This is a genomic window from Ensifer sp. ENS06 (assembly GCF_014852205.1).
Classification (GTDB): domain Bacteria; phylum Pseudomonadota; class Alphaproteobacteria; order Rhizobiales; family Rhizobiaceae; genus Ensifer; species Ensifer adhaerens.
Genome location: NZ_JACVBC010000001.1, coordinates 1279534 through 1304558, shown reverse-complemented (window position 1 = coordinate 1304558; position 25025 = coordinate 1279534). Strand labels below are relative to the sequence as shown.

The window sequence follows — 25025 nt, the reverse complement described above, 5'->3', positions numbered from 1 at the left end:
CCGGAACGGCAAGGTTTTCAGGGCTTGCGCTTGTGGAGAACCCCCTCGCCCCAAATAACCGGCTCGCGCACCGATCCGCTTGCCCCGGCGCAATGTTCGTGCAACGGTCGCGCCGCTATGCGTCGGAGGCTGCCGACAGGTAACGTCCCGGAAAGCATGCCCGAGCAGGAAGATGTGCGGTTCGCCCAAGCGAATATAATTTCGCCCTGTTTCGTAATAGCTTCGGCTGGAGTTGATTTGGACGATTTGCAAGGGGGATCGCAGGACGCGCATTGGCAGACGGAACTGGCGGCCGCGCGCCGCCGACAAAGACGAATGCTGCCATGCGCCTACAGTTGACGCCCTCTCCAAGGGAACCAGATCAGCGACGCCTTATCTTCTTAAACAGCTACACAATCAAAGATTTTCACGAAGGAACTCGAAATGATGCACACGCGCAAGATCCGCCTGATGATGGCGAGCGCCGCGCTTCTCACGCTGACCGGCCCGGCCTTCGCGCTCGATGGCGCCGATTTGATGAAGAAACTCGACGCAGCGACGAACGCGAACGGCACCTCGATCACCTATGACAAGGCCGAAGTCGACGGCGACAAGGTGACGGTGACCGGCGTGAAGCTGAAGGTCGCGAGCCAGCCGGGCGACGCTGTGGACCTGAATATCGGGGACCTGACCTTTGAGGGCGTCGAGGAGACCGAAGGCGGCGGCTATTACGCCGAAACCGTTTCGTTCCCCGACGTCAATGTCAGCCAGGACGAAGGCGCCATTTCCGTCAAGGACATCCTGCTCTCCGGCCTGACGATCCCGGCCAATGCGACCGGCGGAACGATCAACGACATCATTCTCTATGAAAGCGCCAGCACCGGCCCGATCGCCGTCAGCTCCAAGGGCAAGGAAGTCTTCTCGCTCGAAAGCACCGAAGCCAACCTCGCGCGCCAGGAAAATGACGCCGGCTTCGACTTCGACGCGACCGCTTCCGGCATCAAGGCCGACCTGTCGTCGGTCGAGGACGCCAAGACCAAGGAGGCGATCGAAAAGCTCGGCCTCACCACTATCGACGGCGCCCTGACCATGAAGGGCAGCTGGGAAGTCGAAAGCGGCAATGTCGCGCTCGAAGAATATGCGCTCGACTTCAAGAATGTCGGCCGGCTGAACTTCGCTCTCGACATCTCCGGCTACACGCTTGCCTTCGTCAAATCGATGCAGGAAGCGATGAAGGCTGCCGAAGCCAATCCGAACAAGGAAGAGGCCAACCAGGCGATGGGTCTCGCCATGATGGGCCTCATGCAGCAGCTGACCTTCAACAGCGCCGAAATCCGCTTCGACGACGCCTCGATCACCAAGAAGGCGCTCGACTATGCCGGCTCGCAGCAGGGCGTGACCGGTGAGCAGATGGCACAGTCGCTGAAGGGCCTGGTGCCGATCATGATGGCGCAGCTCAACGTGCCGGAACTGCAGAACCAGGTGTCGGCTGCCGTCAACGCCTATCTCGATGGCCCGAAGAGCCTGACGATCAGCGCGGCACCGGAAAAGCCGGTTCCGTTCCCGATGATCATGGGTGCCGCCATGGGCGCGCCGAACACCATCCCGTCGGTGCTCGGCGTCAAGGTAACGGCGAACGACTAGTCGTTCAGGTCTCTCCCGGCCTCAGCCGAGCCCGGCAGAAGCCGACATGACGACCAGCCTTGCGCGCCGAGACAGGCGCGCAAGGTTTGATGGCGCCGCACCGGCTTCCCATGTCGCCCACGGCATTCACTCGACGGACTTCGCCGGCCGAAAGCTGCGCCGCCGCCCTCCCCTGAAAGAACAAGCATCGCCCTTACTTGCAAACCGCATAGTCGGATCACCTTGCACGCCCTTGTGGAGCACGCATCGGCTGCGGGGCTCTTTTCTTCCCGGTGAGCTATTGCTTGCGCCAAGAAATTTTCACCGTAAGGCGATAGCGTTTTTCATCGAAATCGTGCATGCCACCCTCAGGCAATTCAGAATCCGACTTCCAACGAACTTGAGAGCATTTAAGCCTCGAAGAGGACGTCTCGGACTTTGTGCAAATATACAAATACATGCCCGAATATCGTCTCCACGTTACGGCAGATCGGACGTAAATGCTCGCCTGGCTCCAGCAGTCTGTAAATTTCACTGAAGAATTGTTGGAGGGGAGATTCGCCCCCGTCCGAGCTGACTACTATACGGGCCCGCCCGGTAAGCCGTTGCGGCTGCTGCTCCAGGCGCGAACGGATTTCCTGTCGATCTGGCGGGCGAGCGACTATACCGAAACGGTCTCGCAGACCCGGATCCTTGGGCGGCAGATCATCGTCGTCAACTCGCCCGACCTGATCCGGCAGGTCGTCGTCAAGCGTCACGAAAACTTCGAGCGCAAGAGCCCGCAGATGCGCCGGGCACTCGAATTCCTGCTGGGCGACGGGCTGTTTATTTCGGACGGGGACACCTGGAAGCAACGCCGGCCGCTGGTGGCGGACATCGTCCACGCCAAGCGGGTCCCCTCTTTCGGGCCCGTCATGGAAAATACGACCAGCGAACTGGTCGAGCGCTGGAACCGCATGCCCGATGGCGCCGAGGTCAACGCGTTGCACGAAATGGCTGGGCTGACCGCCGAAATCATCGCGCGCAGCGTCTTCGGCAACCAGCTCGGCGACGGTAGCGCGGCGGCGGTGACCGAGGGCTTCACCAGCTACCAGTCGCTGGTCGATTCCATCAACATCGGTTACTTCCTCGGCTTTGACGACGGCCTGCCAGTGCTGCGCACGCCGAGCCTGCGTCGTTCGGTCAAGCGCATCCACGCAACTATCGACAAGGTGGTTGAGGATCACCTTGCCGGACGCGGTGACCACAATTCGATGGTCGAGCTGCTGATCCGGCGCCAGCAACGAAACCCGGAACTGAAACTCGACCTCGTCGCCTTGCGCAACGAGGCCGCGACCATCTTCATGGCCGGGCACGAGACGACGGCGGCGACGCTGACCTGGACCTGGTATCTGCTTTCGAAGGCAGGCTGGGTCGAGAAAGCCGTTCACGACGAAATCGCCAGGGTCTGCGGCGACCGGACACCGACGATCGACGACGTGCCTCAGCTCGAATGGTGCCGGGCAGTTATCGAGGAGACGCTTCGCCTCTATCCACCGGTTCCGATCCTGGCGCGGCAGACCCGTGAGGCGGATATGATCGGCGACGTTGCCGCAGAGCCGGGCTCGCTCGTGCTGATCGTGCCGTGGCTCCTTCACCGGACTGAAAGCCTCTTCCAGGATCCACACCACTTCCATCCGGAACGGTTCACCGAAGGCCGGCGCCCGACGCCCTACAGCTTCATCCCCTTTGCCAGCGGACCGCGCGTCTGCCCCGGCCTGCATTTCGGGCTGACCGAAGCGATCCTGTGCCTGGCGATCATCGCGCAGCGCTACCGGGTTCGTGTGAGCCAGCGCCACGCGGTCGAACCGATCTGCCGCCTGACCCTCAGGCCGAAGAATGGCCTGCCGGTCACCTTGCACAAGCGAGAGGCCCCGTCGCATGGCGCCGGATGATCCGCACGCGGCGCAGCCGATCGGCAAGCGCAGGGCCTGGATCTTCGCCGAGGAAAGCGCCCCGCGGCTCGCCGATGCACTGGCGGGTGGCGACAGGGCGCGGGCCTTCCGGCGCTATTGGATCACCGACAACATCTGGAACGTCGCCAACATCGCCGCCCATTTCGGCATGAAGCTGCTGCCGATGGACGCCTGCTCCAGGCTTGGGGCGGCGCTCGGTCTCTTCATGGTTCCGCGCTTCCACAAGGTGGCAACCCGCCGCGCCCGTGAAACCATCGAACAGTTGCGGCCGGACCTTGACGCCCCGCAACGCGAGGCACTGTTTCTCGAAAACTGTCGCGCTCAGGGACGGTTGATGACGGAGTTCTCTGTCGTCAACCGATTGCAGCAGCGGCCGGAGCGGCTGAAAACCGAGGGCCTTGCACCCATCCGTGAGGCGGCAAACCGCGGCCCAGTCATTCTCGTCGGCCTGCATCTCGGCAACTGGGAAGTGGGCACGATCGCATTCCGCAAGCTCGGCCTCCAGCCGCATGCCTTCTATGTGCCGCCCAAGGGCCGGGCCAAGGCGTGGATCGCCGGTCGGGTGCGCAGCAAGGCTGGCTTGCAGTTTCTGCCTCCGGGAATGGACGGGATCCGGCCGGCACTGAAGGTTCTGAAAGGCGGCGGCGTTGTCAGCATCTTCTGCGACGAGGGATTCGGCGGTATGATCCGCGGGCCGTTCTTCGGCCGCCGGCCGCATCAGGAAGGCAACATCGCCATCGCCATACGGCTGGCGCGCATGACGGGCGCTACGATCTGCCCCTGGTACGGCCTTCGCACCGACGACTTCCGCTTCGAATGCACGGCCTTGCCGCCGATACGTTTGCCGGCGGAGGAGCGCCCCAATGCCCGGCTGCTGGATGACATGCAACTGCTGAACGACACGATCGAGCCGGTCGTCCGCGCCCATCTCGACCAATGGTATTTCCTCGATAACGCGCTACGGCCGCGGTGAGCTTACTCGCGCCTTTTTAACGCCTGCACGTCGCGGCTTTGCGATCGGCGCTTGATGCCGGCCGGGTCTGGCCTATTTATTCCACCAAGGACCGAAATCCCTGTTCCTGACCGATAAAACGGAAGGAGAAACCCATGGGACTGAAGCAGGCGGACATTACAGCCATCCTTGGCCCGGTTGACGAGACGCTGATGGCCGAACTGCTTGCGACCGGCGCGACGGCCGGCGAGCTTGCGGAGGCGATCGCCTGGGTCAACAACGATGAAGCGCTGATCGGGGAAGGCCGCCATCTGCCGGCCGGCCGCGTTGCGGCGCTGATCGATATCTTGACCCCGGACAACGAAGAAGAGCGGAATTTGGGACTGTAGTCGCGAAAGCCGGTTGCCGGGTACGTCCGATTGCAAGCCGCCTTCCGGGCGGCTGGGTGCGTGAGGCCATATGTTCGTGTTGAGGGAGGTCCACAATGGCTGCCAAGGAAGTCAGGTTCAGTAGCGATGCCCGCGATCGGATGTTGCGCGGCGTCGACATTCTCGCCGATGCGGTCAAGGTCACGCTCGGCCCGAAGGGACGCAACGTCGTCATCGAACGCGCCTTCGGCGCGCCGCGCATCACCAAGGACGGCGTGTCGGTCGCCAAGGAAATCGAGCTCGACGACAAGTTCGAGAACATGGGCGCGCAGATGCTGCGGGAGGTCGCGTCGCGCACCAGCGACGTGGCCGGCGACGGCACAACGACGGCCACCGTGCTCGCACAGGCCATCGTCAAGGAGGGTGTCAAGGCGATCGCGTCCGGCATGAACCCGATGGATCTGAAACGCGGCATCGATCTCGCTGTCGACGCGATCGTCGCGAAACTGAAGACCCATGCGCGCAAGATTTCAAACAATGAGGAGATCGCGCAGGTGGGCACGATCTCGGCCAACGGCGACGCCGAAATCGGAAGCTATCTGGCAAAGGCCATGGAGCGTGTCGGCAACGAAGGCGTGATTACGGTCGAGGAGGCGAAGACGGCCGAAATAGAGCTGGAGATCGTCGAAGGCATGCAATTCGACCGCGGCTATCTCTCCCCCTATTTCGTCACCGACCAGGAGAAGATGCGGGTTGAATTCGAAGACCCCTACATCCTCATTCACGAAAAGAAGCTTTCCAACCTGCAGGCGATGATCCCGATTCTCGAAGCAGTGATCCAGGCAAGCCGGCCGCTGCTGATCATCGCCGAGGATGTGGAAGGCGAAGCGCTGGCGACGCTGGTCGTCAACAAGCTGCGCGGCGGGCTGAAGATCGCCGCCGTCAAGGCGCCGGGCTTCGGCGACCGGCGCAAGGCGATGCTCGAGGACATCGCCATCCTGACGGGCGGGACCGTCGTCTCCGAAGATCTCGGCATCAAGCTTGAAAACGTGACGCTCGCCAATCTCGGGCGGGCCAAGCGGGTGATGGTCGAGAAGGAGGACACCACCATCGTCGATGGCGCCGGCACCAAGGCGGACATCGACGGGCGCGTCGGCCAGATCAAGGCGCAGATCGAGGAAACGACCTCCGACTACGATCGCGAGAAGCTGCAGGAACGGCTGGCCAAGCTTGCCGGCGGCGTCGCGGTGATCCGGGTGGGCGGCTCGACGGAAGTGGAAGTGAAGGAAAAGAAGGACCGGGTCGACGATGCGCTGCATGCGACGCGGGCCGCGGTGGAGGAAGGCATTCTGCCTGGCGGCGGCGTCGCGCTGCTCCGCGTCGTCCACGCGCTCGATGGGCTCAAGCCCGAAAATGACGACCAACGCGTCGGCGTCGAGATCGTCCGGCGGGCGCTGGAGGCGCCGGTGCGCCAGATCGCCGAAAACGCCGGCGCCGAAGGCTCGGTCATCGTCGGCAAACTTCGGGAGATGAGCGACTTCGCCCAGGGTTGGAACGCGCAGACCGGTGAATATGGCGATCTCTACCGCATGGGCGTCATCGATCCGGCGAAAGTCGTGCGGGCGGCGCTGCAGGATGCGGCGTCGGTCGCCGGCCTGCTTGTGACCACCGAAGCGATGGTCGCCGAAAAACCGAAAAAGAACGTACCCACGCCACCGCCCGGCCCGGGCATGGATTTCTGACCCGCGCCAGGCGGTCGGTCGCCTAACCGGACGGCTGCCGGTGGCGCCCGACCTCGTCGATCGCAAGTTCAGCGATCGGCAAGAGGTCCGCTTCGCCGGCACCGTCCTGCGCCTGGACGGTCATGCCCTGGAGAATGGCGCCGACGAAGCGCGCGAGGCCGCCGGCATCGGTATCCGCACGTAGCTCTCCGTCCGCTATGCCCTGCCGGAAGCGCGCCTCCAGCAAGGCCAGCGTCTCACTGCGCAGGGCAGAAGATCACCGTCGTCGCCATGACGAACACGACCTTCGAGGGCATGTGGGGTCCGTTCACCCGCGAGGTTCGCGACGCCGTCTACGGCAGGCACAGAACAGACATGGCGCAGACAAAGAAAAAGCCCGGCGAGACGATCGCCGGGCTTTTCTCTTGGGGTCAGGTCGTTCGACCTCAGTCCTTCTTCTGCGGAATCGGGCGGATCGCCAGTTCGCGCAGCTGGGCCGGCGTCGCTTCGGACGGTGCGCCCATCAGGAGGTCGACGGCCTGCTGGTTCATAGGGAAGATCGAGATCTCGCGCAGGTTCTTGGCGCCGACGAGCAGCATGACGATACGGTCGATGCCGAATGCCATGCCGCCATGCGGCGGTGCGCCGTACTGGAAGGCGCGGTAGAGGCCGCCGAACTGATCTTCGACCTCCTGCTGCGACTTGCCGGTCAGCTCGAACGCCTTGACCATGACTTCCGGAAGCTGGTTACGGATCGAGCCCGAGGCGATTTCGAAGCCGTTGCAGACCATGTCGTACTGGTAGGCCTTGATCGACAGCGGATCTTCGCCGTTCAGCGCTTCCAGACCACCCTGCGGCATCGAGAAGGGGTTGTGGGCGAAGTCGATCTTCTTTTCGTCTTCCAGCCATTCGTAGAACGGGAAATCGACGATCCAGCAGAATTCGTAGCGGTCGCGGTCGACGAGGTTCAGTTCCTCGCCGGCGCGGGTGCGGGCTTCGCCAGCAAACTTGTAGAACTTGGCGGGGTCACCGGCGACGAAGAAGCAGGCGTCGCCGTCGTCGAGGCCGAGCTGGGTGCGGATCGCATCCGTGCGCTCTTCGCCGATGTTCTTGGCGAGCGGGCCGGCGCCTTCGAGCTTTTCGCCCTCCTTGCGCCAGAAGATGTAGCCGAGGCCGGGCTGACCCTGGCTCTGCGCCCAGGCGTTCATGCGGTCGCAGAAGGCGCGCGAGCCACCGGTCTTGGCCGGGATCGCCCAGACTTCGACCTTCGGGTTAGACGCGATCATGTTCGCGAAGACCTTGAAGCCGGAACCGGCGAAGTGTTCGGTAACCGCCTGCATCTCGATCGGGTTGCGCAGGTCCGGCTTGTCGGAGCCGTATTTGCGGATCGCCGTGTCGTAAGGAATGCGCGGGAACTTTTCCGTCACCGGCTTGCCGTCGGCAAACTCCACGAAGATGTCGCGGATCACCGGTTCCATCGTCGACCAGACGTCTTCCTGCTCGACGAAGCTCATTTCCAGGTCGAGCTGGTAGAACTCGCCCGGCAGGCGGTCGGCGCGCGGGTCTTCGTCGCGGAAGCACGGGGCGATCTGGAAGTAGCGGTCGAAGCCGGCGACCATCAGCAACTGCTTGTACTGCTGCGGCGCCTGCGGCAGGGCATAGAAGCTGCCGGGATGGATGCGCGAAGGCACGAGGAAGTCGCGCGCGCCTTCCGGCGACGAGGCCGTCAGGATCGGGGTCGTGTATTCGGTGAAACCGACGTCGCCCATGTGGCGGCGCATCGACGAGATGATCTGGGTGCGCTTGACGATGTTCTTGTGCAGCGTGTCGCGACGCAGATCGAGGAAGCGGTACTTGAGGCGCACGTCTTCCGGATAGTCCGGCTCGCCGAAGACCGGCAACGGCAGTTCCTTGGCGGCCGAGAGAACCTCGATCTCCTGCGCATAGAGTTCGATTTCGCCGGTTGGCATGCCCTTGTTGACGGTGTCGTCCATGCGCGCCTTGACGAGGCCGTCAATGCGCACGACCCATTCGCCGCGAACGGTCTCGGCCGCCTTGAAGGCGGGGCTGTCGGGATCGGCAACGACCTGGGTGATGCCGTAGTGGTCGCGCAGGTCGATGAAGAGCAGGCCGCCATGGTCGCGGACGCGGTGGACCCAGCCCGAAAGGCGAACGGTGGAACCGACGTCCGACTTGCGGAGGGCGGCACAGGTGTGGCTGCGGTAACGGTGCATCGTCTTATCCCGGAATTGCAAAGAGCCGCGCAAGCTCGTGGGACACAGCGCGCGGCAACATGGTCAAAATCGGGCGGAAAAGCGCATGATGCGCAGCCTTTGTCAAGCTGCAGCGCCCGCTGCCGCCCCCGATGGAGGTGCGTTGTAAACGAAGGCAAGAGCCAGTCCAAGACCGCTTGTGACAGAAGGCGGCCGAAATGCCGCGAAAAGAACGGCAATCGTCACAATTCGGGACTGTCCGGCGGCAGAATGCGGGGCTACACATGAGCAAGGCCCGATAGTGATCCCACCCGAGTCGTGGCCGCCTGCCCGGATGTCGCCTGCCCCATGTCCCAGATTCGCCCGCTTATCCCCCTCCTCGTCACCGCAGGCATCCTCATCGGCGGCAACGGCCTGCAGGGCACTTTCATCTCGCTGCGTGCACTCGAAGAAGGTTTCTCGACATCGCTGATCGGCGTTATCGGCGCCGGCTACAATATCGGCTTCGCGCTTGGCTGCGTCTACGTCACCCGCATCCTGCGCTCGATCGGTCACATCCGCACCTTCTCGGCGATGGCGGCTATCGCTTCGGCCGCAGCCATCTCGATGGTGCTCGTCATCAATCCGCTGATGTGGTTCCTGATGCGGCTTCTTGCCGGCATCTGTTTCGCCTGCCTGTTTGCGACAGTCGAGAGCTGGCTCAATGCCAGCGTCACCAATAAAAACCGGGCCCGCACGCTTTCGGTCTATCGCCTCGTCGACCTCGGCTCGGTCACGGCCGCACAATATGTCATTCCTGGCATCGGGCTTGGCGGCTTCGAGCTTTTTGCCATCATCTCCATGGCGCTGACGCTGTCGCTGGTGCCGATCTCCTTTGCCGACCGCTCGAGCCCTGTGGCCCCGGAGGCGATCCGCTTCGACGTCAAGGCGCTCTGGAACATCTCGCCGCTTGCGACCGTCGGCTGCATCGTCGTCGGTCTGACCAACGCCGCCTTCCGCTCGCTCGGGCCGATCTATGCGCAGGGCATCGGCCTGTCGGTGACGGCAATCGCCACCTTCATGAGCGCCGGCATCATCGGCGGCGTCGTGCTGCAGTATCCGCTCGGCCACTATTCCGATCGGTTCGACCGCCGCCTGATCATCCTGATCGCCACCTTCGGGTCGCTGCTCGCAGGCTTGTTTCTCGCCTTCGGCGCCGGCAACGACGAATGGCTGAACTTTGCCGGCATCTTCCTGTTCGGCGCCTTTGCCATGCCGCTCTATTCGCTCTGTTCGGCCCATGCGAACGACCACGCGGCCGAGGGGCAGCATGCGCTCGTCTCCGCCGGCATGCTGTTCTTCTGGTCGCTGGGCGCGATCATCGGGCCGCTGTTTGCCTCCTTCCTGCTCGAGATCTTCGGGCCGCAGGCGCTGTTCATCTACACGGCAGCGATCCTCTTTCTGTTCATGCTCTACACCCTGCAGCGCATGACGGCGCGCGGGCCGGTGCCCGCCGGGGAGCGCGCCTTGCCGTTCCGCAATCTCCTGCGCACCTCGTCCTTTTTCAACAAGCTCGCCGCCGGCAACAACCACAAGCGCAAGGATCGCTGACCTGCGGCAAGATGCGCGCGATCCGGATAATTGCTGAACGCAATAATCAGGTTTAGAACCGGGGCACCTCAAACAGCAGCCGAGATTGCCGAAATGCCCGTCATCAGCCGCCGCACCTTCCTCCAAGGCTCCGCTGCTCTCGGAGGCGCCTTCGCGCTCGGCGCCGGCATGGCGGCGCGCGCCGGCACCGCACCCGATCCGCAGATCCTGATGGCACAGCTTGCCGAAGCCCAGATCGCCAAGGATGGGCTTACGCCCAAGGTCATGACCTACGGCTTGGGTGAGGCTCCAAGTACCGGCATGCCGCCCGTCCTGCGCATGCGCAAGGGCGAGCCCTATGCGGCCCGCCTCTTCAACCGGCTGGACGAGCCGACGACGGTACATTGGCACGGACTGCGCATTGCCAACGCCATGGATGGCGTGCCGGAACTGACGCAGCCCTATGTCTATCCGGGCGACCGTTTCGACTATGTGTTCACCCCGCCGGATGCCGGCACCTTCTGGTATCATCCACATTGCAACACGCTGACCCAGATGGGTGCCGGCCTGACCGGCATGATCGTCGTCGAAAACCCGGACGATCCGACGTTCGATGCCGAGATCGTGCTCAACCTGCGCGATTGGCGGCTCGGCACCGGCGGCGCGTTCATCGACGCATTCAAGCCGCGGGATGCGGCCCGCGGCGGCACTTACGGCACGGTGCGCACCGCCAACTGGCAGCAGGAGCCTACTTACGATGCACCGGCCGGCGGCCTGGTGCGCGTACGCATCGCCGCAACCGACGTCACCCGCATCTATACGATCGGCCTTGAGGGCGCTGAGGCGATGGTCATCGCGCTCGACGGCAATCCGGTCGACAAGCCCTTTGCACTTGATCGCTACGATTTTGGGCCCGGCCAGCGCGTCGATCTTATCGTGCGCATGCCCGACGGCGAGGGTCAGACGGTTGCGCTCGGCAACCTGCGTGGATCGCATCCCTGGACGATCGCGCGCTTCCGGTCAGCCGGAGCGTCGCTCAAGCGCGATCTTCGGGATGTCAGCCCCCTGCCTGCCAACCCGATCGCGGAAGCCGACCTCTCCACCGCCACCCGCGTGCCGCTCGAACTGACGGCGACGGCCGAGCACAAGGCGACGCCTTCGATCTGCGGTTCGCTTGGCTACACCTTCTGGGCGATCAACAAGGTTCCGTGGCCGGGCGACACGCCCGATCCGATCGCGCCGATCGAGGAGATGAAGCTCGGCAAGAGCTATGTGCTGGAGGTCGCCAACCGGACGCCGCATGCGCACCCGATCCATCTGCACGGCCTGAGCTTCCGCATTCTCAATTCCAACAAGCGGACTTTCCTGCCGCCGCCGACCGATACGATCCTGCTTTTGCCCGATGAACAGGCGGAAGTGGCGCTTGTGGCGGACAATCCGGGCGATTGGGTCGTGCATTGCCATATCATCGAGCACCAGAAGACCGGCATGACGGGTTATTTCAAAGTCGTCTGAGATTTCGATTGTGACAGATGCCGCGAAGAGTTACACGAAATTCCAAGCCGCATTTTCGCCACAGTGATTTAAATCTGATGATTGAAACAACAGCAGACCTTGAGGCCGCCTGCCAGCAGCTGGCCCTATCAAATTATATTACGATTGATACCGAATTTCTTCGCGAGACGACTTTCTGGCCGGAGCTTTGCCTGATCCAGATGGCGAGCCCGGACCTTGCCGTCATCGTCGACCCGATGGCGAAGGGCATCGATCTTGCGCCCTTCTTCGCGCTGATGGCAAACCCTGAGGTCATCAAGGTGTTCCATGCCGCGCGTCAGGACATCGAGATCATCTTCCATCTCGGAAACCTTATTCCGCATCCGATCTTCGATACGCAGGTCGCAGCGATGGTTTGCGGCTTTGGCGACAGCGTTTCCTATGACCAGCTGGTCAACCGCGTCACCGGCACGCAGATCGACAAGTCCTCGCGCTTTACCGACTGGAGCCGCCGTCCGCTGACCGAAAAGCAGCTCGACTATGCGCTGGCCGACGTGACGCATCTGCGCGACATCTACAAATACCTGGCGGCAGAACTCGAACGCGAAGGCCGTTCGCTCTGGCTGACCGAAGAGATGGCCATTCTCGAAGCCCGCGACACCTACGACCTGCATCCTGACGACGCCTGGCAGCGGCTGAAGATGCGGGTAAAGAAGCCGATTGAGCTCGCCGTGCTGAAGACGGTCGCCGCCTGGCGCGAGCGCGAGGCACGCGCCCGCAACGTGCCGCGCGGCCGCATCCTCAAGGATGACGCCATTTACGAGATCGCCCAGCAGCAGCCGAAGGATGCGGAAGCACTGGCACGGCTCCGGACCATCCCCAAGGGCTGGGAACGCTCCACCGCCGGAACGGCGGTCGTCGAGGCCGTCAACGAGGCGCTGGCGATCCCGAAGACCGATCTGCCGAAGCTTCCGCGCCAAAGCCATGCGCCGGAAGGTGCTGCGGCCGCTGGCGAGATGCTGAAGGTGCTTTTGAAGCTGATCGCCGAGAAGCAGGGTGTCGCCGCGAAGATCATCGCCAACAGCGAAGATCTCGACAAAATAGCTGCCGAGGGCGAGAAGGCGGATGTCGCCGCGCTCAAGGGCTGGCGGCGCGAACTCTTCGGCGAAACGGCACTGAAGCTGATCAACGGCGACGTTGCCCTGCGCTTCGTCGACAAGAAGATCGAAGCAGTGGAAATCAGCGCCGAGATCACGTCCGCGTCAGCTTGAAAAAGGGATTGGGCGGAGACAAGTTTCCGCCTGAATCCAGCTCTAGCGAAGGGCCGGGCGGAACAGAATCACCATCGTATCAAACGATGTGACGTGAGCCGGCGCCTTGGGCAACGCCGACCGACACGGATGCCGCCTCTTCCGGTACCGGAGCTTTCTGCATGCGTTGGCGCTTTTCTACTTTCGAAGGACTTCTCTTGCTGCTGGTCGTCGCAGGCGCCGGCGCGGTCTACGCATGGGTTTTCTACGGCAAGGGCGCCTTGATCGGCGCGACCTATGCGCTCTTCATGTGCCTGCCGATCATCGCCTTCGAGCGACGCATCATTTTCCGGCGCCTGCATCGACGGATCCACGCCTTTTCCACGCCGGTCTTTTTCGTCGCGTCGCTGGTGATCTACTTCGTGCTTCTCGACATCGGATATGCCGCCGCTGGCCTGCTCATGCAGTCGGGCGGCGTCATGGAGGACCATTGGATGGACGCGATGATGCCGTCCAAGACGGTCCTAATCTTCGCGCTCGGCGTATCAGGTTCGCTCGTCTTCATCCTCAGGGTTCGCGAACTCCTCGGGCGCGACGTCTTTTTGAGCCTGCTCACCGGCCGCTATCGCAGACCGGTCGAGGAAGAACGCGTCTTCCTCTTCATCGACCTGGCCGGCTCGACCGCCTATGCCGAGAAACACGGCGACCTGCGGATGCAGGAGTATCTCGGCAGGCTGTTTGCGACGATCGCCGACCCGGTCATGCGCTACCGCGGCTCGATCGACGACTATATCGGTGACGCCGCCGTCATTACCTGGCCTTTCGATCGCGCCACCAACAATGCGGCCTGCATTCATTGCGTCTTCGACATTCTGGAAATGATCGATGCGGATGCGCGCCGTTGGCAAAAGGAGTTCGGCGAGGTTCCGCGGCTGCGCGCGGCGCTTCATGGCGGCACCATCGTCGCGGCGGAAATCGGGCTCGACCGGCACAAGATCACCTATTTCGGCGATACGGTGAACACCACCGCCCGGCTCGAAGGTTTCTGCAAGACGCTCGGCCACCAGGTACTGATCTCCACCGATCTCGCCCGCAAGATGCGTCTGCCGCATTATGTGCGGGTCGAGGATCTCGGCGAGCACGCCGTCAGAGGACGCGGGCAGAAGCTTGGCGTTCTGTCGTTGCGCGCAGGCAGCGCGGCTCCTCAGCTGGCATCGACCGCGGCCGAGTGATCCCGGCCGGCGCGCAGGGCATCGATCGGCCGGATCGCGATCGCCGTCAGCCGTGCAGCTTGGCACCCTTGGTGATCTTGTCGACCAGCTTCCTGTCCGCATGAATGGCAATGCCGGCGACTGCCGCGTCGTCCGGCCTGGTCTCGGCGAAAACCGCACGGTTGGCGTGGTCGTGACCGGTGGCAAACATGCCGTCGACATAGATCGAAGCTTTGACCTCTCTTTCGATCGCGCGCCGTTGAATGTTGCCGAGCGTCTTCCCATCTGCGGCAAGGACGATGATCGGCTGGATGCTCAAGGCGTTGTAGACGTTGCCGGCGCCATCGCGATAATCTTCGCCGATGATCCCGGGCTTCTGTCCGGCGATCCCGGTGGCGAGGAAGGCGGTGACGTTGAGCTTCTGCCAGGTTGCCAGGTCCTCGCGCAAGACGATTGCAAATTTGGTATCGAACATGACGGCCATCTCCATTTCAGCCCGACAGGGCGTGCCGGAAGACGCATTATCGGACGGCGCTGCGATCGATCTTGAACGATTGTGCGGCGCGCCCGGCGACGGCATTCGGGTTGCGCCTGCCGTCGATGGCATCGAGCGCATCGAGGCGCGCCTGCATGGAAAATTTTTTGAGCCGCACCGCCACGACACCTATGCCATCGGCGTAACGCTCGGCGGCGTCCAGACGTTTCAGTATCGCGGCGAAAGCCGCTTCAGCAATCCTGGAAGCATCATCATCCTCCACCCGGACGAGATCCATGATGGCGGCGCGGGAACGGAGATCGGGCTGCGCTACCGGATGATGTATCTGCAGCCGGAACGGCTACTCGCAGCCCTTGATGAAACCGACCGCTCCCTGCCCTTCGTCGCAGCCCCTGTCGTGGGCGACGAGGCGCTGCGGCAGGCGGTCGGCGAAGCCGTGATGGATCTCGACAATGGCATCGACGAACTGGCGCTCGACGATATCCTCGTGCGGATCGCCGAGGGGCTCTACCGTCACGCCGGCACCAAGGACGCCAAGCCCGCAAAGGCCGACAAGCATGCCGTTCTACAGGCGAGCGAATTCCTTCGCGCCAATCTCGAACGGCCCGTCGGCTCGCAGGAACTTGAGGCGGTGAGCGGGCTCGATCGCTTCACGCTCGCCCGGCAATTCCGCCGGGTTCTCGGCACCAGCCCCCATCGCTACCTGCTGATGCGCCGGCTGGAGCGGGCACGGCAGATGATCGCCCGGGGCGAAAGCCTTGCCGGTGCTGCGCTCGAAACCGGCTTTGCCGACCAGGCGCATTTCACCCGTCATTTCAAGCGCGCCTACGGCCTGACGCCCGGCCGCTGGGCAAGCCTCGCCGTCGCCGGCTAATCCTGTCACCAAAGCTTCATCGGGTTGTAAAGCAAGCATCACCCAACCGTCATCATAGCCGCCTATCGGGTTGCGGACTGCAGCGCCGCGCGTCCTAGGACGCGCAAGGGTCGCTGCAGCACGTCGAATTTGCTGCACGTCTGCCTCCTTGGATCTAGGGCGATCCAAGGAGACATGCAGAAGGCTCCAACCCAAGGTGAACCTCATGACGAAAACGCTTCTCGCCACCGCGGCTCTTTCTCTTTTGATGACGATGGCCGCCTCGGCCGAGGAAAAGTCCTTTACCGCGACGCTGAAGGGCCACGCGATCCTGCCGGCCAACACGATCATCGCCGCCCCCTCGGACGCACCGGAATACCTCAAGACCTCCGGCAAGTTCACCACCGCGGACCGCAAGCGTGCCGAAGCGCTCGGCACCGTTCCGGGCAAGGACGGCGTTCGCCTGACCGGCCTGTCGCTGCCCTTCGACGGCCAGCCGATGCAGGGCTTTTCCGGCATCAAGGCGATGGAAGACGGCACCTTCTGGAGCCTCTCCGACAACGGTTTCGGCAGCAAGATGAACTCCAGCGACGCCATGCTGATGCTGCACCACGTGAAGATGGACTGGGACGCCGGCAAGGTCGAAGCACTGAAGACGTTGTTCCTGACCGACCCGGACAAGAAGGCCCCCTTTCCGATCGTCATGGAAGGCTCGGACAAGCGTTATCTCACCGGCGCCGACTTCGACGTCGAATCGATCCAGCCGGTTGCGGACGGCTTCTGGGTCGGTGAAGAGTTCGGCCCCTACATCCTCAAGTTCGATCTCGACGGCAAGCTGACCGATGTGATCGCGACCACGGTCGACGGCAAGCCGGTGCTTTCGCCCGACAATCCGACGCTGACGCTGCAGGGCGATCCCTCGAAGAAGACGCCCGCCTTCAACCTGAAGCGCTCCGGTGGCTATGAAGGCATGGCGCTTTCCAAGGACGGCAGCAAGCTTTACGGCCTGCTCGAAGGCCCGCTCTGGACCGACAGCGAAACGGTCGAGCAGGCCGATGGCCGCCCGGCGCTGCGCATCATCGAACTCGATGTTGCGAGCAAAGCCTGGACCGGCCGCAGCTGGCTCTATCCGCTGGCTGAAGGCGGCGAGGCGATCGGCGACTTCAACATGCTCGACGACAAGACCGCACTGGTGATCGAGCGCGACAATGGCGCCGGCACGGTGGACAAGGCCTGCGCCGATCCGAAGGACCCGAAGCCGGACTGCTTCGCAACGGGCTCCAAGGTCAAGCGCATCTACAAGATCGCCTTTGACGACAACAATGCCGGCAAGGCCGTGCGCAAGATCGGCTACATCGACCTCTTGAAGATCGCCGATCCGGACAACAACAAGCGCCAAGGCGGCGGCGAAGGCTTCTACGATATGCCCTTCGTCACCATCGAGAACGTCGACCGCGTCGATGAGACCCACATCATCGTCGGCAACGACAACAACCTGCCGTTCTCGGCCGGCCGCGCGCTCGACAAGGCCGACGACAACGAGTTCGTGCTGCTCGAAGTCGGCGACTTCCTCAAGGCCGAATAATCAAAAGGGCGCGCGAACATAGGTTCGCGCGCCCTTCCCGTTCGACCGGTGACTTTTCGGCGTCAGCTTTCGAAGTGGAAAGCGAGACGCTTGCCAGTGAGCTTTCCAAGCTGCTGCAGGCGTCCATCCAGGCGCTCGCCCTGGAATTCCGAATAGTCCGCAGGCACGACGATTTCGAGATCCACGTCCGGCAGAGACGACTTGCGGAACGTCAGGTTACGGGCAATCCCCGGCATCGATGCGGAGAAAAGATAGGCGACACGCAAGAGGCCGCCGAGCAGCTTTGCCAGTTCCAGCAGGCGCGGCGTGGTGATGCCGGCAAGTGCGTTCGTGGCGCCGTCGTCGTTGAGCCCCTCGAAGCGGTAATAATTGGAAAGCGCAATATAGGCGCGGCCGGCATGGGTAATGCCGGAGAAGGTCGAGTGGGCGATGATGTTCAGCGCCTGGAGACCGCGATAGTCGGGGTGCGCCCGCCAGCTGATATCCGCGAGCAGGCAGGCCGCCTGGCGATACCGGCCTTCCTCTTCCGTCTCCTCAATCCCGAAGAACGGCACCATGCGACCGGTCCAGTCAGCCAGTTCGCGGGCGTGCTCGGGCGAGCGGGCACGCAGGATGGCGATCTCGTTGGCCGCCGTCAGCAGCGGATCCTGAGCACGTTCCTCGTCCCTCAAGAGCGAGAAAAGATAACCTTCGCGAACGCCGAGCGCCGAGAAGGAAATCCGCTCCGGCTTCATGATCTCCAGCGCTTCCTGCATGGCGATCGCGCCGAAGGGCAGAAGGCTGCGGCGGCTCTTCGAGATCGTCGAATAGGCGGACGGCTTGATGTTCTTCGGCTCGATCACTTCCGGCAAAAGCGCCATCGCCTCGTCAAAGGAAATCTCGTAGCCCTGCATCATGTGCAGCGGATAGTCGCGGATCTCCATGTGCAGCTTGGCGATCGAACGCCAAGTGCCGCCGACCGCATAGAACGTCCGTCCCGTGCCGGTCTTCAGCACCGCCGAGTTCTTCATGAACTTGCGCACCCAGGTGCGCGCCTTGGTGAGTGAGCCGTTGCTGTGCTCGAACAAACGGATACCGCCGAGCGGGAGGGTGATGCCCTTGCCGATTTTCGTGCCGGAGACCTCGACGAGTTCCAGCGAGCCACCGCCAAGGTCGCCGACGACACCGTCGGGATCGTGATAGCCGCTGACGATGCCCATCGCGGAATAATAGGCCTCTTCCTCGCCGGTAAGGATGCGGACCTTGTGACCGAGGATCGCCTCCGCCTTCTCGATGAAGGCGGGCCCATTGCTCGCCTCGCGTGCGGCGGCCGTCGCCAGCACATACATCGAGGTCGCACGCGCCTGCTTGGAGAGCGCGTGAAAGCGATGCAGCGCTTTCAGCGCGCGCTCGACGCTGTCTTCATCCATGCGTCCGGTCGCATCGATGCCCTTGCCGAGACCGCACATCACCTTTTCGTTGAACAGCATGGCCGGCGAGCGGCTCAGGCCTTCATAGACGACAAGGCGGATGGAGTTCGAACCGATATCGATAACGGAAACCGGGCGGATGCCGGGCAGACGCCCCTGCGCTTCAGATTCGACCATGCAATTCCAGTTTATTTGTGCCAGCCGCTCTTCCAGCCGGCTATGAGCTTCGGTGCGCTGGACTTCAGGGCCTCGCCCCGGCCGGAGAGGCTGGGATTGGTCATGAAATAGTGCTGTGCGTTGAAAGGCTCGGCATCCTTGCCGACTTCCATCCGGCGAGAGGTGCCATCGGGAAGAATTTCGTAGCTCTGCTGGTTGTCGATGAGATTACCCAGCATGATCTGCGACAGAACCTGTTCGTGCACAGTCCGGTTGATGAGAGGCACGAGCGTCTCGACCCGCCGATCCAGATTGCGCGGCATCATATCCGCCGAGCCGATATAGACAAGGGCATTCTCCGATGGAAGCCCGTGACCGTTACCGAAGCAGAATATGCGGGAATGTTCGAGGAATCGACCGACGATGGACTTGACACGGATATTGTCCGAGAGCCCCGGGACCTGCGGGCGCAGGCAGCAGATGCCGCGCACCACCAGGTCGATTTCGACGCCGGCGCGGCTCGCCTTATAGAGCGCGTCGATGATCTCCGGATCGACGAGCGAGTTCATCTTCATCCAGATCGCCGCCGGGCGCCCGGCCTTGGCATGCTCGATCTCTTCGTCGACGTGCCTGAGAATGCGCGGGCGCAGCGTGTGCGGCGAGACGGCCAGCTTCATGCCCGCCTCCGGCTCGCCGTAGCCGGTGATGAAGTTGAAGATGTTCGCCATGTCGTGGGCGATGACCGGGTTGCAGGTGAAGAACGACAGGTCGGTGTAGATCTTCGCGGTGACCGGGTGATAGTTGCCGGTGCCGAGATGGCAGTAGGTCCGAAGCTTGCCCTCTTCGCGCCGCACCACCATCGACATTTTGGCGTGGGTTTTCAGTTCGATGAAGCCGAAGACGACCTGGACGCCGGCGCGTTCGAGGTCGCGCGCCCAGCGGATATTGGCTTCCTCGTCGAAGCGGGCCTTGAGCTCGACGAGCGCCGTCACCGACTTGCCGGCCTCGGCGGCGTCGATCAGGGCGCGCACGATCGGGCTGTCGTTCGACGTGCGGTAAAGCGTCTGCTTGATGGCGACGACTTCAGGATCGCGCGCTGCCTGCAACAGGAACTGCACGACCACGTCAAAGGACTCGTAGGGGTGATGCACCACCATGTCCTTCTCGCGGATCGCCGCCAGGCAGTCGCCGGCATGCTCGCGCACGCGCTCGGGGAAACGCGGATTGTACGGCTCGAAGCGCAGATCATCGCGTGGAGCCTTGGTGATTTCGGACAAAGTGTTGAGTGCCAGCAGTCCCGGCAGGACGGCGATCCGGTTTTCCGGGACGCCCAGTTCCTGCACGACGAACTGGCGCAGCGACGCCGGCATTTCCGAATCGGTCTCGATGCGGATCACCGAACCGCGGCGACGGCGCTTCAGCGCGGTCTCGAAAAAGCGAACGAGGTCTTCCGCCTCTTCTTCCACCTCGATATCGCTGTCGCGAATGATGCGGAAGGTACCGGAGCCTTTGACCTCATAGCCCGGAAACAGCCGGTCGATGAACTGGCTGACCATGTCTTCGAGGGTGATATAGCGGATGACGTTCTTGACGTCGGGCAGCCGGATGAAGCGGTCGAGTGCCACCGGCAGACGCAGGAGCGCCGTCATTGGCTCGCGGCCGGTCTTGCTGACGAGCTGCAGGCCCATCGAAAAGCCGAGGTTCGGAATGAAGGGGAACGGATGCGCCGGGTCGATGGAGAGCGGTGTCAGCACTGGGAAGATCGACTGATCGAACTCGTTGGCAAGCCAGCTCCTGTCCTGCACCGAAAGCGAGGCCGGGCGAACGATCAGGATGTCTTCCTTGGCGAGATACTGCTGAAGCACGGCGAGCGAGGCCTGCTGCTCCATCTGCAGATTGTCGATTTCCTTCAGGATGTCTTCGAGCTGCTCGACCGGGGTCTTGCCGTCGGGCGAACGCATCGAGAGGCCCTGGCGCACCTGGCCTTCGAGGCCGGCGACGCGCACCATGAAGAACTCGTCGAGGTTGGCGGCAGAGATCGACAGAAAGCGAACACGCTCCAGCAGAGGATGCGCCGTGTTCAGCGTTTCCTCGAGCACGCGGCGATTGAACTGCAGCCAGGAAAATTCGCGGTTGATGAAGCGCTGCGGGCTCGTCAGCAGGTCGACGTCCTCCGCCGATGCCTGGTTTTCGTTCACCGCAGATAGCGCGTTATCCATGCTTTTCAGATCCCATTGCTCCGGCTGCACCGGCTATCTCAGTTTGACGACGGTTCTGTGACAGTCAATCGGACCGACGCTGATTTCCCAGTTCTTCGAGAACTTCGGAAGCGAGCGCGCGTGAAAGCTTCGTGCCGCGGGCCAGCGCCAGATGGTCGATGCGCTCGACGATCGTCTGCGCTGCCTCCAGCGAGCGCTCCATGCGCTGGACGATGTAGCCCACCAGCCGCTCGTCGACGAAAAGCTGGCGATCGGCAAAGAGCTTGATCAGCACCTGCGTCAGCAATTCGTCGTCCGGCTCACCGATCTCGACCACGGTCGCCGCCTTCAGGCGCGAGCGCAGGTCCGGCAGCGTCACCGGCCAGGACATCGGCCAGAGCCGCGTCGTCATCAGCAGGCTGGTGCCGTGCTGGCGCACATTGTTGATGACGTGGAACAGCGTCGTGTCGTCGAAGCCGCTGCGGTCGGCATCCTCGAAGAGAACAGGTCGTTCGGCCGCGATCAACGCGGCATCGGAGCCGGCGAGCGGGTGGATCACTTCCGCTCCTGCCCGCTCCTTCCAGATGCTGGCGAGATGCGATTTTCCCGAGCCGATCGGGCCGGCGATGATGACCACGGGCGCCGGCCAGTCCGGCCAGTGGTCGACGATGGCGATGGCCGCGCTCAGCCTGTCGGAGACGAGCAGGTCCTCACGACCCGTCGCCGGGTCGTGGCCGAAAGCCAGGGGGATTTGTTCGAATGGGCGTTTTGTCATGCTGTACTCGGGACAATCGTCGGAAATCAGGCGGCCTTGTCGCTCTTCGCCTTCTTTTCCACGGCCTTGCCGTGCCCGTGATAGAGGTCGCTATCAAGGTAGCGCTGGATGCCGAAGCGGACAAGCACGCCGATGGCGGCTGCTGCGGGCACCGCGACCAGAAGACCGACGAAGCCGAACAGTGCACCGAAGGCAAGCAGCGCAAACATCAGCCAGACCGGATGCAGGCCGACGCTTTTGCCCACCAGCTTCGGCTGGAGGATATTGCCCTCCATGAACTGGCCGCTGAAGAAGACGGCAAGCACGAGGCCGATCCACAGATAGTCCGGCCAGAACTGGACCAGTGCGACGCCAACGGCGAGCACCAGGCCGACCATGGATCCGACATAGGGAATGAAACTGATCATGCCGGCGAAGAGACCGATCAGCAGACCGAAATTGAGACCGACCAGCGACAGGCCGATCCCGTAATAAAGACCAAGGATGAGGCAGAGCGAGCCCTGCCCGCGCACAAATCCGGCGATCGTCGCGTTCATGTCGCGGGCGATCTGGCGCACATCCGAGACGTAGTCGCGCGGAACCCAGCTATCGACCTTCTCGACCATCCGGTCCCAATCGAGCAGGATATAGAAGGCGACGACAGGGGTGACGACCAGCAGCGAGATGACGTCGAGCAACGCCACGCCGGAGTTCCAGATCTGCTGGAAGAGCGTGCCGACGAAGGCCGCACCCTGTTCGAGCAGTTTGCCGGAGCTTTGCTTCAGCGAGGGCATCTGGCTCGCGAGCCAATCGGGAATCAGCCGCGTCTGCGCTTCGTTGACGAGCACCTGCAGCTTGGCGGCATAGCCGGGGATGTTCGCAATGAAATCGGCCGCCTGGCTGACGACGACAGGAATGATGACCATGAGGGCCAGCACGAAGACGACGACGAAGCCGATCAGGATCACGACCGTCGCCATCAACCGGCTCAAGCCGAACCGCTCCAGGCGGTCGGCGACCGGGTCGAGGAAATAGGCAAGCGCCATGCCGGCCAGGAACGGCAGCAGGATCGAGCTGAAAACCATGAGGAAGGCAATGAAGGCGGCAAGCACCAGTAGCCAGAAAATGACCTGGCGCTGCAATCCGGAACCGCTGACCTTGATATCCATGACACTCCTCGTGAGGCGCCGCTCGCCACTGTTGCGTATCACAACCCTGTCAAGGAGATAGGGGGCGGTGCGCGTAACGGTCAAGTCCGACCGGTGCAGTCATCCAGTTTATAGCCAAGCTGACTGGCTTGCGCCGTGGGATATGGGCAAAATGGTGAAAAAACGCCGCCAAGGCCTGCTCTCGGCTTGCACTCCCTTGCCTGCCGTGCCAATCGCATCCGCAAAATACCTGTCGCACGACGAGCCTTGGAGAACGAGCATGAGCCAGTCGGGAAAGAACGGTCTCACCTATAGCGACGCGGGCGTTGATATCGACGCCGGGAACCTGATGGTCGAGAAGATCAAGCCGCATGTGCGCTCGACCCGACGGCCCGGCGCCGACGGCGAAATCGGCGGCTTCGGCGGTCTCTTCGATCTCAAGGCCGCGGGCTTCACCGACCCGGTTCTGGTGGCCGCCAATGACGGCGTCGGCACCAAGCTGAAGATCGCCATCGACGCCAACAAGCACGACACCGTCGGCATCGACCTCGTCGCCATGTGCGTCAACGACCTCGTCGTCCAGGGCGCCGAACCGCTCTTCTTCCTCGACTATTTCGCGACCGGCAAGCTTGACCCGGACCAGGGTGCCGCGATCGTCGCCGGCATCGCTGCGGGCTGCCGCGAATCCGGTTGCGCGCTGATCGGCGGCGAGACCGCCGAAATGCCCGGCATGTATTCGGGCGGCGACTACGATCTCGCGGGCTTTGCCGTCGGCGCTGCCGAACGCGGTCAGTTGCTGCCGGCCGGTGACATCTCCGAAGGCGACGTCATCCTCGGCCTCGCCTCCTCCGGCGTGCATTCCAACGGCTATTCGCTGGTGCGCAAGATCGTCACGCTCTCGGGCCTTGCCTGGGATGCTCCTGCTCCGTTCGGCGAAGGTACGCTTGCCGATCTCCTGATGACGCCGACGCGCATCTATGTGAAGCCGCTCCTGAAGGCGATCCGCGAGACCGGTTCGATCAAGGCGCTCGCCCACATCACCGGCGGCGGTTTCCCTGAGAACATTCCGCGCGTGCTGCCAAAGCACCTCGCTGCCGAGATCGACCTCGACGCGATCAAGGCGCCGAAGGTGTTCTCCTGGCTTGCCCAGACCGGCGGCGTTGCCGCCAATGAAATGTTGCGCACCTTCAACTGCGGCGTCGGCATGATCGCCGTCGTTCCGGCCGACAAGGCCGCAGAGGTTTCCGCCGTGCTCACCGGCGAAGGCGAAACCGTCTTTACGCTGGGCCGCATGGTCGCCCGCGACGAAGGTGCAGCCGGCACGATCTACAAGGGCAACCTGGCCCTATGACGACGGAAGTCTCGACGGGCAAGAAGCGGGTCGTCGTCTTCATCTCTGGTGGCGGCTCCAACATGCTGGCGCTCGCAAAGGCAACGGCCGAGCCGGATTTCCCGGCCGAGATCGTCGCCGTCATCGCCGACAAGGCGGATGCCGGCGGCCTCGCCAAAGCCGAGGCGCTTGGCATCCCCACCCGTGCTTTCCTGCGCAAGGACTTCGACAGCAAGGACGCCCACGAGGCGGCAATTCTTGCCGAGCTCGACCGGCTGTCGCCGGACATTATCTGCCTCGCCGGCTATATGCGTCTGCTGTCGGCGACGTTCATCCAGCGCCACGAGGGACGCATCCTCAACATCCATCCGTCCTTGCTGCCGCTTTTCCCCGGCCTGCACACCCATCAGCGGGCTATCGACGCCGGCATGAAGGTCGCCGGTTGCACTGTGCACTTCGTCACCGAAGGCATGGACGAAGGCCCGATCCTGGCGCAGGCGGTGGTTCCAGTCGTGCCCGGAGACACGTCCGACAGCCTTGCTGCCCGAGTGCTGACCGTCGAGCACCGCACCTATCCGATGGCGCTTCGGCTGATGGCCGAGGGCAAGATACGCATGGAAGGCGGTCGCGCTGTGAGCAAGAGCCTTGGCGAGGCGACGGGTACGCTGATTTCGCCGGGTGCGTAATCACGCCGGGTTGCTTTGTCCCGACCGCAGCGCATCTCACGCGGTTAACGCCCCTCTGTCATGCCGGGCATCTCC

20 protein-coding genes are annotated in these 25025 nt (G+C 63.0%); 13 read left to right on the top strand and 7 right to left on the bottom strand.

The features are described 5' to 3' along the window. Nucleotides 1-423: 423 nt before the first annotated feature. From IB279_RS06430 to groL, 5 genes are all read left to right on the top strand, one after another. Complete coding sequence (locus IB279_RS06430) at nt 424-1623, top strand: hypothetical protein (protein WP_034803785.1); 1200 nt, start codon at nt 424-426, stop codon at nt 1621-1623. A 584-nt stretch (nt 1624-2207) separates the two neighbouring features. Continuing rightward, complete coding sequence (locus IB279_RS06425; RefSeq protein ID WP_246801855.1) at nt 2208-3536, top strand: cytochrome P450; 1329 nt, start codon at nt 2208-2210, stop codon at nt 3534-3536. Further along, nucleotides 3523-4530 carry a lysophospholipid acyltransferase family protein gene (locus tag IB279_RS06420; protein ID WP_162741216.1) on the top strand — a complete coding sequence of 336 codons (1008 nt, stop codon included), beginning with the start codon at nt 3523-3525 and terminating at the stop codon, nt 4528-4530. Before IB279_RS06425 ends, IB279_RS06420 begins: the two co-directional genes overlap by 14 nt. 134 nt (nt 4531-4664) lie before the next feature. After that, complete coding sequence (locus IB279_RS06415; protein ID WP_034803790.1) at nt 4665-4898, top strand: hypothetical protein; 234 nt, start codon at nt 4665-4667, stop codon at nt 4896-4898. Between the two features lie 95 nt (nt 4899-4993). Then, a complete protein-coding gene (groL, locus tag IB279_RS06410; protein WP_113188286.1) occupies nt 4994-6619 on the top strand; it encodes a chaperonin GroEL in 1626 nt (541 codons plus the stop codon). Between the two features lie 22 nt (nt 6620-6641). Here groL and IB279_RS06405 read toward each other — a convergent pair whose 3' ends face one another. Continuing rightward, nucleotides 6642-6845: a hypothetical protein gene (locus IB279_RS06405; protein ID WP_060522155.1), complete on the bottom strand. Its 204-nt coding sequence runs from the start codon at nt 6843-6845 to the stop codon at nt 6642-6644. Between the two features lie 199 nt (nt 6846-7044). Then, nucleotides 7045-8832 carry an aspartate--tRNA ligase gene (gene aspS / locus IB279_RS06400; protein WP_060580900.1) on the bottom strand — a complete coding sequence of 596 codons (1788 nt, stop codon included), beginning with the start codon at nt 8830-8832 and terminating at the stop codon, nt 7045-7047. 327 nt (nt 8833-9159) lie between these two features. Here aspS and IB279_RS06395 point away from each other — a divergent pair, with 327 nt between their 5' ends. The 4 genes from IB279_RS06395 (at nt 9160) to IB279_RS06380 (ending at nt 14356) form a co-directional block, all read left to right on the top strand. Further along, nucleotides 9160-10401 (top strand): MFS transporter, encoded by a 1242-nt coding sequence (locus IB279_RS06395; RefSeq protein WP_089043952.1) that lies wholly within the window; start codon nt 9160-9162, stop codon nt 10399-10401. Nucleotides 10402-10494: 93 nt separating this feature from the next. After that, nucleotides 10495-11895, top strand: a complete 1401-nt coding sequence (locus tag IB279_RS06390; protein ID WP_113188285.1) for a multicopper oxidase family protein — start codon at nt 10495-10497, stop codon at nt 11893-11895. A gap of 77 nt (nt 11896-11972) precedes the next feature. Next, entirely contained in the window at nt 11973-13145 is a 1173-nt protein-coding gene (gene rnd / locus IB279_RS06385) for a ribonuclease D (protein WP_060522151.1), read from the top strand. Nucleotides 13146-13306: 161 nt separating this feature from the next. Further along, nucleotides 13307-14356, top strand: coding sequence for an adenylate/guanylate cyclase domain-containing protein (locus IB279_RS06380; protein WP_034803810.1), 1050 nt, complete (start codon nt 13307-13309; stop codon nt 14354-14356). Between the two features lie 46 nt (nt 14357-14402). On the opposite strand, the gene IB279_RS06375 is transcribed toward IB279_RS06380, so the two are convergent. Then, nucleotides 14403-14810, bottom strand: a complete 408-nt coding sequence (locus IB279_RS06375; RefSeq protein WP_034803813.1) for a DUF2000 family protein — start codon at nt 14808-14810, stop codon at nt 14403-14405. On the opposite strand from IB279_RS06375, the gene IB279_RS06370 reads away from it, so the two are divergent. Both IB279_RS06370 and IB279_RS06365 read left to right on the top strand, forming a co-directional pair. After that, the gene (locus IB279_RS06370; RefSeq protein ID WP_083523625.1) at nt 14809-15705 is read left to right on the top strand and encodes an AraC family transcriptional regulator; all 897 of its coding nucleotides are present in this window, start codon (nt 14809-14811) and stop codon (nt 15703-15705) included. The genes IB279_RS06375 and IB279_RS06370 overlap by 2 nt on opposite strands. Nucleotides 15706-15910: 205 nt before the next feature. Further along, nucleotides 15911-17269 carry an esterase-like activity of phytase family protein gene (locus IB279_RS06365; RefSeq protein ID WP_060604298.1) on the top strand — a complete coding sequence of 453 codons (1359 nt, stop codon included), beginning with the start codon at nt 15911-15913 and terminating at the stop codon, nt 17267-17269. 62 nt (nt 17270-17331) lie between these two features. On the opposite strand, the gene ppx is transcribed toward IB279_RS06365, so the two are convergent. The 4 genes from ppx to IB279_RS06345 all read right to left on the bottom strand — a co-directional run bounded on the left by ppx (nt 17332) and on the right by IB279_RS06345 (nt 22955). Then, nucleotides 17332-18855, bottom strand: a complete 1524-nt coding sequence (gene ppx, locus IB279_RS06360; protein WP_034803818.1) for an exopolyphosphatase — start codon at nt 18853-18855, stop codon at nt 17332-17334. Between the two features lie 11 nt (nt 18856-18866). Next, nucleotides 18867-21053, bottom strand: a complete 2187-nt coding sequence (locus IB279_RS06355) for an RNA degradosome polyphosphate kinase (RefSeq protein WP_034803821.1) — start codon at nt 21051-21053, stop codon at nt 18867-18869. A 64-nt stretch (nt 21054-21117) separates the two neighbouring features. After that, nucleotides 21118-21807 (bottom strand): DnaA regulatory inactivator HdaA, encoded by a 690-nt coding sequence (hdaA, locus tag IB279_RS06350; RefSeq protein ID WP_089043948.1) that lies wholly within the window; start codon nt 21805-21807, stop codon nt 21118-21120. 26 nt (nt 21808-21833) lie between these two features. Beyond that, a complete protein-coding gene (locus tag IB279_RS06345; RefSeq protein WP_060522149.1) occupies nt 21834-22955 on the bottom strand; it encodes an AI-2E family transporter in 1122 nt (373 codons plus the stop codon). Nucleotides 22956-23214: 259 nt separating this feature from the next. Here IB279_RS06345 and purM point away from each other — a divergent pair, with 259 nt between their 5' ends. Then, the gene (gene purM / locus IB279_RS06340; protein ID WP_034803829.1) at nt 23215-24285 is read left to right on the top strand and encodes a phosphoribosylformylglycinamidine cyclo-ligase; all 1071 of its coding nucleotides are present in this window, start codon (nt 23215-23217) and stop codon (nt 24283-24285) included. Continuing rightward, nucleotides 24282-24950 (top strand): phosphoribosylglycinamide formyltransferase, encoded by a 669-nt coding sequence (purN, locus tag IB279_RS06335; RefSeq protein WP_113188284.1) that lies wholly within the window; start codon nt 24282-24284, stop codon nt 24948-24950. Before purM ends, purN begins: the two co-directional genes overlap by 4 nt. Nucleotides 24951-25025 lie beyond the last annotated feature (75 nt).

Coding starts and splice junctions, on each gene's coding strand:
- IB279_RS06420 (WP_162741216.1), top strand. CDS start 3,523: ATGGCGCCGGATGATCCGCACGCGGCGCAGCCGATCGGCAAGCGCAGG.
- groL (WP_113188286.1), top strand. CDS start 4,994: ATGGCTGCCAAGGAAGTCAGGTTCAGTAGCGATGCCCGCGATCGGATG.
- IB279_RS06375 (WP_034803813.1), bottom strand. CDS start 14,810: ATGTTCGATACCAAATTTGCAATCGTCTTGCGCGAGGACCTGGCAACC.
- IB279_RS06345 (WP_060522149.1), bottom strand. CDS start 22,955: ATGGATATCAAGGTCAGCGGTTCCGGATTGCAGCGCCAGGTCATTTTC.
- IB279_RS06415 (WP_034803790.1), top strand. CDS start 4,665: ATGGGACTGAAGCAGGCGGACATTACAGCCATCCTTGGCCCGGTTGAC.
- purM (WP_034803829.1), top strand. CDS start 23,215: ATGAGCCAGTCGGGAAAGAACGGTCTCACCTATAGCGACGCGGGCGTT.
- IB279_RS06355 (WP_034803821.1), bottom strand. CDS start 21,053: ATGGATAACGCGCTATCTGCGGTGAACGAAAACCAGGCATCGGCGGAG.
- IB279_RS06380 (WP_034803810.1), top strand. CDS start 13,307: ATGCGTTGGCGCTTTTCTACTTTCGAAGGACTTCTCTTGCTGCTGGTC.
- IB279_RS06390 (WP_113188285.1), top strand. CDS start 10,495: ATGCCCGTCATCAGCCGCCGCACCTTCCTCCAAGGCTCCGCTGCTCTC.
- IB279_RS06365 (WP_060604298.1), top strand. CDS start 15,911: ATGACGAAAACGCTTCTCGCCACCGCGGCTCTTTCTCTTTTGATGACG.
- aspS (WP_060580900.1), bottom strand. CDS start 8,832: ATGCACCGTTACCGCAGCCACACCTGTGCCGCCCTCCGCAAGTCGGAC.
- ppx (WP_034803818.1), bottom strand. CDS start 18,855: ATGGTCGAATCTGAAGCGCAGGGGCGTCTGCCCGGCATCCGCCCGGTT.
- IB279_RS06370 (WP_083523625.1), top strand. CDS start 14,809: ATGACGGCCATCTCCATTTCAGCCCGACAGGGCGTGCCGGAAGACGCA.
- IB279_RS06395 (WP_089043952.1), top strand. CDS start 9,160: ATGTCCCAGATTCGCCCGCTTATCCCCCTCCTCGTCACCGCAGGCATC.
- hdaA (WP_089043948.1), bottom strand. CDS start 21,807: ATGACAAAACGCCCATTCGAACAAATCCCCCTGGCTTTCGGCCACGAC.
- purN (WP_113188284.1), top strand. CDS start 24,282: ATGACGACGGAAGTCTCGACGGGCAAGAAGCGGGTCGTCGTCTTCATC.
- rnd (WP_060522151.1), top strand. CDS start 11,973: ATGATTGAAACAACAGCAGACCTTGAGGCCGCCTGCCAGCAGCTGGCC.
- IB279_RS06430 (WP_034803785.1), top strand. CDS start 424: ATGATGCACACGCGCAAGATCCGCCTGATGATGGCGAGCGCCGCGCTT.